We start from the raw sequence: 13,097 nt of genomic DNA, 5'->3' as shown, positions 1-13,097 counted from the left end.
TCGCGCGCGATAAGATCATCTCGCATTTGAACGATCCCGAAACCCCGCCGCCTGGACGGGGTTTCTTGTTGGTCCCGTCTCCGGCTTTGCCCTCTCAAGGAGATGGACCATGACCGATCTACAACAGCAATTGCAGGGCCTCTGGCTGCCGCTGATCACGCCATTTCGCGACGGCGAACTCGACGTCATATCGTTGCGCCGCCTCGTGCGGCACTACGCCAGCGGCCCCGTCGACGGCCTCATCCTCGGTGCAACCTCCGGTGAAGGCATGTCGCTCAGCACGGACGAGCTGGAGAGCCTGGTCAGCGTGGTGCTCGACGAGCTCAGTGCCAGCTCCCGCCATTTGCCGGTCTGCCTTGGACTGTCCGGCGCCAGCACCGCCAGGATGAAGGATGCGCTCGACGACACCGCCGACTGGCCAATCGGCGGCTATCTGATCGCGAGTCCGTACTACACGCGCCCATCGCAGCGCGGGCTGTTGCAGCACTTCACCGCGCTCGCCGACCACACCGCCTCGCCGATCGTGCTCTACAACATCCCCTACCGCACGGCGGTGAACCTGACCAACGAGACGCTGCTGACGCTCGCCCAGCATCCCAACATCGTCGGCATGAAGGATTGCTGCGCCGACCGCGCGCAGACGATCGACTTCCTCAACCGGCGGCCGGCGGACTTCCGCGTGCTGACCGGAGAGGACCCGCAGACATTCGACGCGCTCTCCGATGGCGCCGATGGCGCGATTTTACTATCGGCGCATCTTCAGACCGCAACCTTCGCCTCAATCAGAACGCTGCTGAAGCTGGGCAACCGCGATGCGGCGCTGGCCGCCTGGCAGAGCGTCGCCGGCCTGACCAAGCTGTTATTCGCCGAGCCGAGCCCGGCGCCGGCCAAGCACTGGCTGTGGCGGACGGGATTGATCGACAGCCCCGAGGTGCGGCTGCCGATGGTCGAGGTGAGCGTGGACCTCGCGACCTTGCTCGACGCCGAGATCGAATGCCGCGCGCCACGCGTGCTGCAGAGCGCGTAGCTGCCAGTTCTCCCTCTCCCCGCTCTTGCGGGGAGAGGGTTGGGGTGAGGGCTGACTTCGCAACAATGGCGGGAGATGGACTCGCGGAGGCTCCCACTCGCCCGGATCGCATCTCACGATGTGCGCCGACCTCTCCCCGCGCACGCGGGGCGAGGTAAAGGGCAGCTCAATCGAGCTTCGTTCTCGCCAGGCGCAGCGCGTTGCCGATGACACTGACCGAGGACAGCGCCATCGCCGCGGCGCCAACCATCGGCGACAGCAGGATGCCGAACAGCGGGTAGAGCACGCCGGCCGCGATCGGCACGCCCGCTGAGTTGTACACGAAGGCGAACGCCAGGTTCTGGCGGATGTTGCGCATGGTCGCGACGGACAGCCGCCGCGCGCGAACGAGGCCCATCAGGTCGCCGGTCAACAGCGTGATGCCGGCGCTCTCGATCGCGACGTCGGTGCCGCCGCCCATGGCGATGCCGACGTCGGCCGCCGCCAGTGCCGGTGCGTCATTGATGCCGTCGCCCGCCATCGCGACCGTGCGGCCCTCGCCGCGCAGCCGCTGCACGACCTCGCTCTTGCGCTCCGGCAGAACGCCGGCCTCGACCTCGTCGATGCCCAGCGTGCGCGCGACCGCGCGCGCCGTGGTCTCGTTGTCGCCAGTCAGCATCACGATGCGCAGGCCGTCGGAGCGCAGCGCCTGCAGCGCGCTCGTCGCCGACGCCTTGACCGGATCGGCGATTGCGATCACGCCGGCGGCGCGGCCATCGACCGCGACATAGATCGCGGTCGCGCCGCCCCGGCGCGCGGTCTCGGCGGCTTGGTCCAGCGTCGACGTCGCAACCTTGAGTTCGCCCATCAGCATGGCATTGCCGAGCGCAACCTGCCTGCCGCCGACCGTGGCCGTCGCCCCCTTGCCGGAGGGTGAGGCAAAATCGCTGATTGCGACGAGCCCGATCTTGCGCTGCGCCGCCTCGGCGATGATCGCCTGCGCCAACGGATGCTCGCTGCCCTGCTCGACGCTCGCCGCAAGGCGCAACAGGCCGCTCTCGTCGAAGCCGTCGGCGGGAATAATCCGCGCGACCTTCGGCTTGCCCTCGGTGAGTGTACCGGTCTTGTCGATGACGAGCGTATCGATGGCCTCCATCCGCTCCAGTGCCTGCGCATCGCGGATCAGGATGCCGGAATGCGCGCCGCGGCCGACGCCGACCATGATCGACATCGGTGTCGCGAGCCCAAGCGCGCAGGGGCAGGCGATGATCAGCACCGTGACGGCGGCGACCAGCGCAAAGGTCAGGCGCGGCTCCGGCCCGAAGCTCGTCCAGGCGATGAAGGCGAGCGCGGCCGCGGCTATCACCGCCGGCACGAACCAGCCAGCGACACGGTCGGCGAGCCGCTGAATCGGCGCGCGCGAGCGCTGCGCCTTCGCTACCATATCGACGATGCGCGACAGCATGGTGTCGCGGCCGATCTTCTCGGCGCGCATCACGAGGCCGCCGCTCTGGTTGACGGTGCCGCCGATCACATTGTCGCCCTCGGCCTTCGTGACCGGCATCGATTCGCCGGTGACCATCGACTCATCGATCACCGCCCTGCCCTCGATGACGACGCCGTCGACCGGGATCTTCTCACCGGGTCGTACACGCAGGCGATCGCCGACCTTGATCTCGTCGATCGCGACATCCTCATCGCCGTGATCGGTGATGCGCCGCGCGGTCTTCGGCGCAAGGCCGAGCAGCGCGCGGATCGCGCCCGAGGTCCGCGCGCGGGCGCGCAGCTCCAGCACCTGACCGAGCAGGACCAGCACGGTGATGACGGCGGCTGCCTCGAAGTAAACCGCGACCGCGCCATGCATGTCGCGGAAGGTCGGCGGGAACAGCTGCGGCGCCAAGGTGGCGACGACGCTGTAGAGATAGGCGACGCCGGTGCCCATCGCGATCAGCGTGAACATGTTGAGATTGCGCGTGACCAGCGACTGCCAGCCGCGCACGAAGAACGGCGCGCCGGCCCACAGCACCACGGGCGTCGCCAGCACGAACGAGATCCAGTTCGACCAGGTCTGAGGCACCAGATGCATCAGCCCGAGATGACTTCCCATCTCGAGCACGAACACGGGCACCGTGAGCGCCAGCCCGATCCAGAAGCGCCTGGTCATGTCGATCAATTCCGGATCGGGTCCGTCGTCGAGCGAGACCTGCTCCGCCTCGAGCGCCATGCCGCAAATCGGGCAACTGCCGGGACCGACCTGACGCACCTCCGGATGCATCGGGCATGTGTAGATCGCGCCCGCGGGCGCAGGCGGCTCGGGCTCGCGCGGCTTCAGGAACTTCTCCGGCTCGGCCTCGAAGCGCTCGCGGCAGCGGCCGCTGCAGAAGAAGTAGTCCTGTCCCTTGTAGCTGAAGCGGTGCTTGGCGGTCGCCGGATTGACCTTCATGCCGCAGACCGGATCGATCGCGAGGGCCGCCTCGTCCGGCTTGTCGCCGTGCCCGTGCTGGCCGCTGCAGCAGGAATGTCCGGCCGCGCCGTGATGGTGGTGATGATCCATGCGTGAATGGTCGTGTTCTGCGTGTGCCACGAAACTCTTCCCGGCCGGTGTTCCCGGCCTCTTGATTTATATACCCTATGGGGGTATATGACGCCTATGAGGGAAGAGATCAAGGCATCCTGCTTAAAAAGGCTCAGACGGATCGAAGGTCAGATCCGGGGCCTCGCCGGCATGGTCGAGGAAGACCGCTACTGCATCGACGTGGTGACGCAGATCGGCGCCGCACGCGCGGCGTTGCGCCGCGTCGAGGAGGAGATCCTGCGCGATCATGTCGCCCATTGCGTGGAACATGCGATCTCGTCCGGCGACAAGGCCGACCAGCGGCGCAAGATCGCCGAGCTGATGGATGTGATCGGCCGCGCGGACCGGTGAATCAGGAAGCGGACAACTAGCCCCGAGTCCGCCTCACCTCTTCCGCAAACGCGGGGCTATCGCATATCGGCGGGCTCCGAGGCTGACGTTTCCACATCGTCATGGCCGGGCTTGTCTCGGCCATCCACGTCTTTCTTCACATGGAAAACCAAAGACGTGGATGCCCGGGACAAGCCCGGGCATGACGAGTTTGTGGGTAGACCAACCAATCACAGACATCGAACGCGCAGCACACCGGCTATGCGATTGACCTCTCCCGCAAGCGGGAGAGGGAGAAGAAGCGTGTCAGCCGGAAGAGTTCGCGGTCAGGTATTGAAGCGGAAGTGCATGACGTCGCCGTCGGCGACGGCATAATCCTTGCCCTCGAGCCGCAGCTTGCCGGCGTCGCGCGCACCGGCTTCGCCATTGCCTGCGATGTAGTCGTCATAGGCGATGGTCTCGGCGCGGATGAAACCCTTCTCGAAGTCGGTATGGATCACGCCGGCCGCCGCAGGGGCCTTGGTGCCGCGGTCGATGGTCCAGGCGCGAGCCTCCTTCGGCCCGACGGTGAAATAGGTGATGAGATCGAGCAGCTTGTAGCCGGCGCGGATCAGGCGATCGAGCCCGGCCTCTTCGAGGCCCAGCGTCTCCAGGAAGTCGGCGCGCTCCTCACGCGACAGCGTCGCGATCTCGGACTCGATCTTGGCGGAGATGACAACCGCAACGGCGCCCTCTTCCTTGGCGCGCTCGAACACCGCCTTGGAGAAATTGTTGCCGTCCTTGGCGGAGCCTTCCTCGACATTGCAGACGTAAAGCACGGGCTTCGACGTCAAGAGCCCGAGCATGCGGAAGGCGCGCTCCTCCTCCGGTTTGCGCTCCAGCGCACGGGCCGGCTTGCCGTCGCGCAGCAGCACCAGCGCGCGGTTGACCAGCTCGAGCTGTTCCTTGGCGTCCTTGTCGTTGCCCTTGGCCTTCTTCGAGAGATTGTCGACGCGCTTCTCCAGGCTGTCGAGATCGGCAAGCATCAGCTCGGTCTCGATGGTCTCGATGTCTGCGAGCGGCGCGATCTTGCCCTCGACGTGGGTGATGTCGGAATCCTCGAAGCAGCGCACCACATGCGCGATCGCATCGACCTCGCGGATGTTGGCAAGGAACTGGTTGCCGAGCCCTTCGCCCTTGGAGGCCCCGCGGACAAGCCCGGCGATATCGACGAAGGTCAGCCGGGTCGGGATGATCTGCGCGGATTTGGCGACCGCCGCGAGCTTCTCCAGCCGCGGATCGGGCACCGCCACCTCGCCGACATTCGGCTCGATGGTGCAGAACGGATAGTTCGCCGCCTGCGCCGCCGCCGTCTCGGTCAGCGCGTTGAACAGCGTCGACTTGCCGACGTTAGGCAGCCCGACGATCCCGCATTTGAATCCCATTATTCGTCCCGATATCTCGCGCGCTCGCGCTGCGCGGTTGAATTGAGTGAGGTCGTCATACGGGGGCTTGATCCGCGTATCCATCCCACTTGAAAAATGGATCGCGGGGTCAAGCCCGGCGATGACGAGGGTCTACTTCGTACCCTCTTCCTTGGTGTCGAAAAATCCCTTGGCCTGCATCGTCAGATGCACCTTGTTGGCGAACGACGCATCGTGCCCCATCGCCAGCAGGCCGGCGTTGTCGGCAATCGCCGCGCACAACGCCTCGACCCACGGCCGGTCGCTCTTGGCGAAGTCCGACAGCACGTGGTGGTGCACCAGCTCCTTGACGCCGGGATGACCGATCCCGAGCCGCACGCGGCGATACTCGTTTCCGATATGCGCGGAGATCGAGCGCAGCCCATTGTGCCCGGCGATCCCGCCGCCGATCTTCACGCGCAGCTTGCCCGGTGGCAGTTCGAGTTCGTCCTGGAATACGGTGACGTCGCTGGATGCAAGCTTGAAGAAGCTCGCCGCCTCCTGCACCGCGCGCCCGGACTCGTTCATGTAGGTGGTCGGCTTCAACAGCACGACCTTCGCGCGGTCCAGCACGCCTTCGGAGGCTTCGGCCTGAAAGCGACGGCGCCATGGTGCGAAACCATGACGCCGCGCAATCTCGTCGACCGCCAGGAACCCGATATTGTGCCGGTTGCTGGCGTATTTCGCGCCGGGATTACCGAGACCGACAAAGAGGCGCATGGCGCGGCATCCCGTGCCGGCGCGCCATCAGATGATCGCGCGCCGACCTGATCGATTACTTCTTCTTGTCGCCGCCACCTGCGGCCGGAGCCGCAGCACCCGCAGCCGGAGCCGCCGCACCAGCGGCCGGAGCCGCCGCAGCACCCGCGGCCGGAGCAGCGGTTCCACTGGCAGCCGCCGCAGCCGCGGCCTTCTGCTCTTCGGCGTAACCGGACGGCGGCACGATGGTGACCAGCGTCGCATCCTCGCGGGCCAGCGACTTCACGCCCGTGGGCAGCTTGATCTCGGAGAGATGCAGCGAGTGGCTGATCTCGAGGCTGCCGACGTCGGCCTCGATGTACTGCGGAATGTTGTCGACCGAGCACTCGAGATCGAGCGCGTGGGTGACGATGTTGACGGTTCCGCCGCGCTTGATGCCAGGAGCGGTTTCCGCGTTCACGACATGCAGCGGCACGCTGACGCGGATGGTGGCGCCTTCGCCGAGTCGCATGAAGTCGACATGGATCGGGAAGTCCTTCACCGGATCGAGATGGAAGTCGCGCGGAATCACGCGGTGCTTCTTGCCCTCGAGATCGATGTCCAGGATCGTGGTCAGGAACCGGCCCGCGAGAATGCGCTGGCGCAGTTCGCGGTTCTCGACCGAGATGGTCACGGGGGGCTGGTTGTTGCCGTAGATCACTCCGGGAACTCTCCCGGCGCGACGCTCTGCCCGGGCGGCCCCCTTGCCGCTCTTCGGACGCGCGGTCGCCTTCAATTCCTTGACGGTCGCCATAGCGTTAAGTCCTTGTATTTAAAAAGTTAAAGGCCGCAGCGCGGCCCATGCTCAGGTCCACAGCAAGCCTCCAGGGGTGCGGGGGCCGCAGACGTGGGCGGCTTTTAGCCTCAAAGCCGCGAAATGACAAGGAAATGAAGGAAATTTTCTTGCTCGCACTCCCCTAAGGCAACCGAACGTCGTCCGGATGGAGCGCAGCGCAATCCGGGCCCCTCGCCGCCAGTCACCCCGGACTTCGCTTCGCTCCATCCGGACTACAGAGCGGCAGCATGCGTCAGCCCGTCGTGCCCGGCGACACCCCGAGCTTGGCCTCCAGCGCGGCGATCCTTGCCTTCAGCGCCTCGTTCTCCTCGCGCGCCAGGCGGGCCATGTCCTTGAGCGCGTCGAATTCCTCGCGCCTGACCAGGTCGAGGTCGCGCAGGATGCGTTCGGCCTGGTTGCGCATGACCGAATCGACCTCGCGCTTGACGCCCTGGGCCGCGCCGGCGGCATCGTTCATCAGACGGCCGATCTCGTCGAAAAACCGGTTGGTGGTCTGGGTCATCTCGCAAGCTCTCCGCGTTCAGCTAACCTCGCGCCGAAGACAATGGCGTTCCGCGCTAACAGGTTCAAGTCCGGAGCGAATGGCAGGCTCCCTGCGGCTTGCCTTGTCATGCTCCGGTTTCCTTGCAATCGTATTGAACCCACAACAGAAATCGCAAATCCCAACGCGAGCAGAAGTGCCATGATCGAGCACACGGTCGATATCGAAACCAAGGACGGCAAGACCACGACCTTCATCACCCATCCCGAGCGCGGTGGACCGTTTCCCGTCGTGATCTTCTACATGGATGCGCCGGCGATCCGCGAGGAGTTGCGCGACATGGCGCGCCGGCTCGGCACCTCGGATTACTACGTGATGCTGCCCAATCTCTACTACCGGTCGGGCGTGATGGAGCTCGGCCCGATACCGCCGGACCCCGAGGCGCCCGAGCGCAAGCGCATGTTCGGATACATGAACTCCATCAATATTCCGCTGGTCATGGAAGACACCAAGGCGCTGCTCGCCTATGCCGAGACGCAGAACGCCGCGAACACCCGGATCGTCGGCACCGTGGGCTACTGCATGAGCGGCCGCTACGCGGTGAACGCCGCGACGCATTTCCCCGACCGGGTCAAGGCCGCAGCCTCGATCTACGGCACGCATCTGGCGACCGACCAGCCGGACAGCCCGCACCTCGCCGCAGCGAAGACCAGGGCCGAACTCTATTTTGCCTGCGCCGAGACCGACATCTACGCGCCCCAGGAGATCATCGAGCAGGTGAAGGCGGGCATGAAGGGATCCAACAACGAGGTCGAGATCTATCCCGGCACGCATCACGGCTTTGCGTTCCCCAAGCGCCCGGTCTATGACCGCGACGCCGCCGAACGCCACTGGGAGCGGCTGCTTGCCCTCTATCGCCGCAACCTCGTGAGCTGAGCCTCAAGACGCACGATGCCGTTCCTGCTGATCGACTTCCCGGTCTTCAACCCCGTCGCGATCTCGCTTGGGCCTGTCGTGATCCGCTGGTACGCGCTGGCCTATATCGTCGGCATAGTGCTCGGCTGGATCTATGCCCGCTCGCTGATCAAGAAGGAGCGGCTGTGGGGCGGGCCGGCGCCGATTACGCTGCCGCAGCTCGACGATTTCATCCTCTGGGTCACCATCGGCATCATTGTCGGCGGCCGCACCGGCTACGTGCTGTTCTACAATCTGCCGTTCTTCATCGCCCATCCCGCGGAAATCTTCGAACTGTGGAAGGGCGGCATGTCGTTCCACGGCGGCTTCCTCGGCTGCGTCGCAGCGGTGATCCTGTTTGCCCGCAGCAACAACGTCTCGATCCCGTCGCTTGGCGACATCACCACCGCGGTCGCACCGATCGGCCTGTTCCTCGGACGGCTCGCCAATTTCATCAACAGTGAATTGTGGGGCCGCCCCGCCGACCCGAGCCTGCCCTGGGCCATGATCTTTCCCAACGGCGGGCCGTTGCCGCGCCATCCGAGCCAGCTCTACGAGGCCGGCCTTGAAGGCATCCTGCTGTTCACCGTGCTGGCCATCATGATCCGGATGGGCGCGCTGAAGCGGCCCGGCCTGATCCTCGGCAGCTTCATCGCGCTCTACGGTTTTGCCCGAATCACCGGCGAGTTTTTCCGAGAGCCCGACCCGCAGCTCGGATTCCTGTGGGGCGGACTAACCATGGGCATGCTGCTGTCGGTGCCAATGATTATTGTCGGCGCTATCATCATCGTGGCTTCCGCGCGCCGCAAGCCGAAGGGGCCGGCGCCGGATTCGATCTAAAGGACCTCCGTGAGCGACGTTTCCCCGCTGCTGGGCGAGATCAAGAAGCTGATCAAATTATCCGGGCCGATGCCGGTCTGGCGCTACATGGAATTGTGCCTGATGCATCCGCAGCACGGCTACTACCTGTCGCGCGATCCGCTCGGACGCGACGGCGATTTCACTACGTCGCCGGAAGTCAGCCAGATGTTCGGCGAGCTGCTCGGCCTGTGGAGCGCTTCGATCTGGAAGGCGATGGGCTCGCCGTCGATGCTGCGGCTGGTCGAGCTCGGCCCCGGCCGCGGCACCATGATGTCGGATGCGCTGCGTGCGCTCCGCGTGCTGCCGCCGCTCTACCAGTCGCTGAGCATCCACCTTGTGGAAGTTAACCCGATGCTGCGCCAAAAACAGCAGGCGACGCTGTCGGGTGTGCGCGACATCACCTGGCACGCGAGTATCGACGACGTGCCGGAAGGTCCGGCCGTGATCCTCGCCAACGAGTATTTCGACGTGCTGCCGATCCATCAGATGGTCCGGCGCGAGACCGGCTGGCACGAACGCACGGTCGGGATCGATGCCAATGACCGGCTGTATTTCAGCGCCGCTGCTGAGCCGACGCCGCACTTCGAGGTGCTGCTGCCGCCGCTGGTGCGCGCCGCGCCGCTCGGCGCAGTGTTCGAGTGGCGACCCGACACCGAGATCATGAAACTGGCAACGCGGGTACGCGACCAGGACGGTGCCGCGCTAATCATCGACTACGGCCATCTGCGCAGCGACGCCGGCGACACCTTCCAGGCGATCGCGCGCCACAGCTTCGCCGACCCGCTGAAGAACCCGGGAGAGGCCGACGTGACCGCGCATGTCGATTTTCAGGCGCTGGCGCACGCCGCGGAGGATGTCGGCGCGCGCGTGCACGGACCGGTGACGCAGGGCGATTTCCTCAAGCGCCTCGGTATCGAGGCCCGCGCCGCCGGCCTGATGGCGAAAGCGACACCGGAGGTCTCCGCCGACATCGCGGGCGCGCTCAGGCGCCTGACCGACTCCGGCCGCGGCGGCATGGGCTCTATGTTCAAGGCGATGGCGATCTCCGATCCACGCATCACCTCGATCGCCGGGCTGAGCGATCTGCCTGACGAGGCCGAAGAGTCATGACATTGGGATCACCGCTGCTGTCGGCCGTTCCGGGCCTGCGTCACGCCTTCTTCTCGCGCGAGGGCGGCGTCTCCGAGGGCATCTATGCCGCTCTCAATGGCGGCCTCGGCTCGCGCGATGACCCTGCCCGCGTCGCCGAGAACCGGCGGCGGATGGCCGAGCAACTGGGCGTGCCGCTCCTCCATTTCCTCAGCGTGCACCAGACCCACTCGCCCGACGTCGTGGTCGCGACCGGTCCCTGGGACGGCGCCGCGCGTCCGAAGGCGGACGCGCTCGTCACGCGGACCGAAGGCCTCGCGATCAGTGTCACGGCGGCCGACTGCGGGCCGATCCTGTTCGTCGATCCCAATGCGCGGGTGATCGGCGCGGCGCATGCCGGCTGGAAGGGCGCGCTGACCGGCATTCTGGAATCCACCATCGACGCGATGGAGAAGCTCGGCGCCGACCGCGCCGGCATCGTCGCGGCGATCGGTCCGCTGATCCGCCAGGAGTCCTACGAGGTCGGCGGCGAATTCGTCGAACGCTTCATCGAGGCCGACGCCGAGAACGGCATGTTCTTCATTCCGGGCGAACGCGACGGCCATGCGATGTTCGATCTCGCTGGCTTCATCCGCATGCGACTGGAGAACGCCGGCGTGCTGATGATCGACGACCTCGGCATCGACACCTATTCCGACGAACGCTTTTTCAGCTACCGTCGCTCCGTGCATCGCAAGGAAGGCGATTACGGCCGGCACGTTCATGCCATCGCGCTGACGCGCGAGTAGAGAGTCCATACAGCACGTCAATTTCGCCGGTTTCGTTCCCGTACAGCGTCGGCACCCAGCCAGGGCCGTCAACTTCTGCAGGACGTGCGCGGTGCGAATCCTCTGACCGACCAAGGAATTCGATCCTGTCCTGCAGCGCTTCACTCGTCGAATCGGTTAAGGGCTGTGCCCTCCCTGCCCTAGACGTTAAGGCGTTTTAACGATATCGCAGGGCCCAATGAGGGAAGCGTCAAAAAGCCAGTTTCAAACTGGGACAGCGGTGCGTGCCGCGATTGCTGCCACGTGGCTTGCGGTCGCCTGCACGCTTGGCGGTTGCGCCAATGGCGGCGGCGCGGCCGATGCCTATGCCATGGCCAGCACAGGCAGCGGCGCGACCGTCGCGTTCGAATCGATCGACGGCCCGCCACCGCAGGTGTTCGATCGCATGGTGAGCGTACTCGACAGCGAGTCCAAGCTCCGCAGCCTGTCGATCGTGTCGCGTGAAGGCACTGCCGCCTATCGCGTGCGTAGCTATTTGGCGGCGCAGGTGGTGCGGGGCCGCACCATGATCGCGTGGGTCTGGGACGTCTACGACAGCAACCAGCAACGCACGCTCCGGCTTTCCGGCGAGGAGCCCGCCGGCAAAGCCGGCCGCGATGCCTGGGCGTCGGCCGACGACCTGGTCCTGCGCAAGATTGCCCAGGCCGGCCTGAGCGGCCTCTCCGGTATGATCAATGGTGGCCCGGCGGACGGCCCGGCGCCCGCACCCGGCCAGGCGCCGGACCTGCGCGGGGCCGCGGTCGCCAGCGCTCCGGTGCCGGCCGCATCCGAGACCGTGGCACTCGGATATTCCGCTAACTAAAGCCCGTGGTTTCCCGGAAAATAGCCATTTTTGGTCCGGGAAAACGGCGTGAATGGGTTGCCAGCCAAGGCGCCTGCCTGATATTCCCTCGCGCACCGAAAACCCGCCGGTTCTATAGGGACTTGAGATGCTGAACGTCGTATCCAGCAAGCCGCGGGGGGAAGCATCGATGTCGGCAAAAAACGGATCAATCAAGCTCGTCGCCGGCAACTCCAATCCTGCGCTGGCGCAAGACATCGCCAAGGGACTTGGCATCGAACTGACCAAGGCCGTGGTTCGGCGTTTCGCCGATATGGAGATCTTCGTCGAGATCCAGGAGAACATCCGCGGCTCGGACATGTTCATCCTGCAGTCGACGTCGTTTCCGGCCAACGACAACCTGATGGAGTTGCTGATCATCACCGACGCGCTGCGCCGAGCCTCGGCGCGCCGCATCACCGCGGTGGTGCCGTATTTCGGCTACGCCCGGCAGGACCGCAAGTCCGGCTCGCGCACCCCGATCTCGGCCAAGCTCGTCGCCAACCTGATCTCGCGCGCCGGCGTCGACCGCGTCATGACGCTCGACCTGCATGCCGGCCAGATCCAGGGCTTCTTCGATATCCCGACCGACAATCTCTTCGCCGCGCCCTTGATGGTGCGCGACATCCGCGACCGCTTCGACCTCGCCAAGGTGATGGTGGTGTCGCCTGATGTCGGCGGCGTGGCGCGCGCACGCGGGCTCGCCAAGCGTATCAACACTCCGCTCGCGATCGTCGACAAGCGTCGCGAGCGTCCCGGTGAATCCGAGGTGATGAACGTGATCGGCGACGTCGCCGGCTACAATTGCATCCTGGTCGACGACATCGTGGACTCCGGCGGCACGCTGGTGAACGCGGCCGAGGCGCTGATCGCCCACGGTGCCAAGGAGGTCTCGGCCTACATCACCCACGGCGTGCTATCCGGCGGCGCCGCCGCGCGCATCGCCTCGTCGCGGCTGAAGGAACTGGTCATCACCGACTCGATCCTGCCGACGGAGGCTGTCAACAAGGCGCCGAACATCCGCACGATCTCGATCGCCGGACTGATCGCCGAAGCGATCGGCCGCACCGCGGCGGAAGAGTCGGTCTCGAGCCTGTTCGATTAGTCCAATTTTCGCCGTCGTCCCGGCCACGCGCCGGGACCTTTAACTGTCAACGGTTGTTGTTGCGAAGGCTGCG

The 13,097-nt window shown here is 65.6% G+C and carries 13 protein-coding genes; 8 read left to right on the top strand and 5 right to left on the bottom strand.

Features of this window, described 5'->3' with window-relative positions:
* Positions 1–109 precede the first annotated feature (109 nt).
* The gene (locus tag MTX23_RS07035; RefSeq protein WP_280975897.1) at positions 110–1,027 is read left to right on the top strand and encodes a 4-hydroxy-tetrahydrodipicolinate synthase; all 918 of its coding nucleotides are present in this window, start codon (positions 110–112) and stop codon (positions 1,025–1,027) included.
* 166 nt (positions 1,028–1,193) lie between these two features.
* Here MTX23_RS07035 and MTX23_RS07030 read toward each other — a convergent pair whose 3' ends face one another.
* Positions 1,194–3,590, bottom strand: a complete 2,397-nt coding sequence (locus MTX23_RS07030) for a heavy metal translocating P-type ATPase (RefSeq protein WP_280975896.1) — start codon at positions 3,588–3,590, stop codon at positions 1,194–1,196.
* A gap of 66 nt (positions 3,591–3,656) precedes the next feature.
* On the opposite strand from MTX23_RS07030, the gene MTX23_RS07025 reads away from it, so the two are divergent.
* Positions 3,657–3,932 carry a metal-sensitive transcriptional regulator gene (locus MTX23_RS07025; RefSeq protein WP_280977990.1) on the top strand — a complete coding sequence of 92 codons (276 nt, stop codon included), beginning with the start codon at positions 3,657–3,659 and terminating at the stop codon, positions 3,930–3,932.
* A 305-nt stretch (positions 3,933–4,237) separates the two neighbouring features.
* Here MTX23_RS07025 and ychF read toward each other — a convergent pair whose 3' ends face one another.
* The 4 genes from ychF to MTX23_RS07005 all read right to left on the bottom strand — a co-directional run bounded on the left by ychF (position 4,238) and on the right by MTX23_RS07005 (position 7,389).
* Positions 4,238–5,335, bottom strand: coding sequence for a redox-regulated ATPase YchF (gene ychF / locus MTX23_RS07020; RefSeq protein WP_280975895.1), 1,098 nt, complete (start codon positions 5,333–5,335; stop codon positions 4,238–4,240).
* Positions 5,336–5,467: 132 nt separating this feature from the next.
* Positions 5,468–6,073, bottom strand: a complete 606-nt coding sequence (gene pth, locus MTX23_RS07015; RefSeq protein ID WP_280975894.1) for an aminoacyl-tRNA hydrolase — start codon at positions 6,071–6,073, stop codon at positions 5,468–5,470.
* 55 nt (positions 6,074–6,128) lie between these two features.
* Entirely contained in the window at positions 6,129–6,845 is a 717-nt protein-coding gene (locus MTX23_RS07010) for a 50S ribosomal protein L25/general stress protein Ctc (RefSeq protein ID WP_280975893.1), read from the bottom strand.
* Between the two features lie 274 nt (positions 6,846–7,119).
* Positions 7,120–7,389: an accessory factor UbiK family protein gene (locus MTX23_RS07005; protein ID WP_280975892.1), complete on the bottom strand. Its 270-nt coding sequence runs from the start codon at positions 7,387–7,389 to the stop codon at positions 7,120–7,122.
* A 180-nt stretch (positions 7,390–7,569) separates the two neighbouring features.
* Between MTX23_RS07005 and MTX23_RS07000 the strand changes: the two genes are divergently transcribed.
* The 6 genes from MTX23_RS07000 to MTX23_RS06975 all read left to right on the top strand — a co-directional run bounded on the left by MTX23_RS07000 (position 7,570) and on the right by MTX23_RS06975 (position 13,024).
* Positions 7,570–8,304: a dienelactone hydrolase family protein gene (locus MTX23_RS07000; protein ID WP_280975891.1), complete on the top strand. Its 735-nt coding sequence runs from the start codon at positions 7,570–7,572 to the stop codon at positions 8,302–8,304.
* 15 nt (positions 8,305–8,319) lie between these two features.
* Entirely contained in the window at positions 8,320–9,162 is an 843-nt protein-coding gene (gene lgt / locus MTX23_RS06995) for a prolipoprotein diacylglyceryl transferase (protein WP_280975890.1), read from the top strand.
* A 9-nt stretch (positions 9,163–9,171) separates the two neighbouring features.
* Positions 9,172–10,293, top strand: coding sequence for an SAM-dependent methyltransferase (locus tag MTX23_RS06990; protein ID WP_280975889.1), 1,122 nt, complete (start codon positions 9,172–9,174; stop codon positions 10,291–10,293).
* Complete coding sequence (pgeF, locus tag MTX23_RS06985; RefSeq protein WP_280975888.1) at positions 10,290–11,060, top strand: peptidoglycan editing factor PgeF; 771 nt, start codon at positions 10,290–10,292, stop codon at positions 11,058–11,060. Before MTX23_RS06990 ends, pgeF begins: the two co-directional genes overlap by 4 nt.
* Before the next feature lie 217 nt (positions 11,061–11,277).
* The gene (locus MTX23_RS06980) at positions 11,278–11,901 is read left to right on the top strand and encodes a hypothetical protein (RefSeq protein ID WP_280975887.1); all 624 of its coding nucleotides are present in this window, start codon (positions 11,278–11,280) and stop codon (positions 11,899–11,901) included.
* 169 nt (positions 11,902–12,070) lie between these two features.
* Complete coding sequence (locus MTX23_RS06975) at positions 12,071–13,024, top strand: ribose-phosphate pyrophosphokinase (protein ID WP_280975886.1); 954 nt, start codon at positions 12,071–12,073, stop codon at positions 13,022–13,024.
* Positions 13,025–13,097: the final 73 nt, after the last annotated feature.

This window comes from Bradyrhizobium sp. ISRA436 (assembly GCF_029910015.1).
Taxonomy (GTDB): Bacteria; Pseudomonadota; Alphaproteobacteria; order Rhizobiales; family Xanthobacteraceae; genus Bradyrhizobium.
This window is presented reverse-complemented; position numbering and strand designations above follow the sequence as displayed.

What these genes read in the sequence shown, in the direction of transcription:
- pth (WP_280975894.1), bottom strand. Translation starts at nt 6,073, where the DNA reads ATGCGCCTCTTTGTCGGTCTCGGTAATCCCGGCGCGAAATACGCCAGC.
- pgeF (WP_280975888.1), top strand. Translation starts at nt 10,290, where the DNA reads ATGACATTGGGATCACCGCTGCTGTCGGCCGTTCCGGGCCTGCGTCAC.
- MTX23_RS07035 (WP_280975897.1), top strand. Translation starts at nt 110, where the DNA reads ATGACCGATCTACAACAGCAATTGCAGGGCCTCTGGCTGCCGCTGATC.
- ychF (WP_280975895.1), bottom strand. Translation starts at nt 5,335, where the DNA reads ATGGGATTCAAATGCGGGATCGTCGGGCTGCCTAACGTCGGCAAGTCG.
- lgt (WP_280975890.1), top strand. Translation starts at nt 8,320, where the DNA reads ATGCCGTTCCTGCTGATCGACTTCCCGGTCTTCAACCCCGTCGCGATC.
- MTX23_RS07000 (WP_280975891.1), top strand. Translation starts at nt 7,570, where the DNA reads ATGATCGAGCACACGGTCGATATCGAAACCAAGGACGGCAAGACCACG.
- MTX23_RS07025 (WP_280977990.1), top strand. Translation starts at nt 3,657, where the DNA reads ATGAGGGAAGAGATCAAGGCATCCTGCTTAAAAAGGCTCAGACGGATC.
- MTX23_RS06975 (WP_280975886.1), top strand. Translation starts at nt 12,071, where the DNA reads ATGTCGGCAAAAAACGGATCAATCAAGCTCGTCGCCGGCAACTCCAAT.
- MTX23_RS07010 (WP_280975893.1), bottom strand. Translation starts at nt 6,845, where the DNA reads ATGGCGACCGTCAAGGAATTGAAGGCGACCGCGCGTCCGAAGAGCGGC.
- MTX23_RS07005 (WP_280975892.1), bottom strand. Translation starts at nt 7,389, where the DNA reads ATGACCCAGACCACCAACCGGTTTTTCGACGAGATCGGCCGTCTGATG.
- MTX23_RS06980 (WP_280975887.1), top strand. Translation starts at nt 11,278, where the DNA reads ATGAGGGAAGCGTCAAAAAGCCAGTTTCAAACTGGGACAGCGGTGCGT.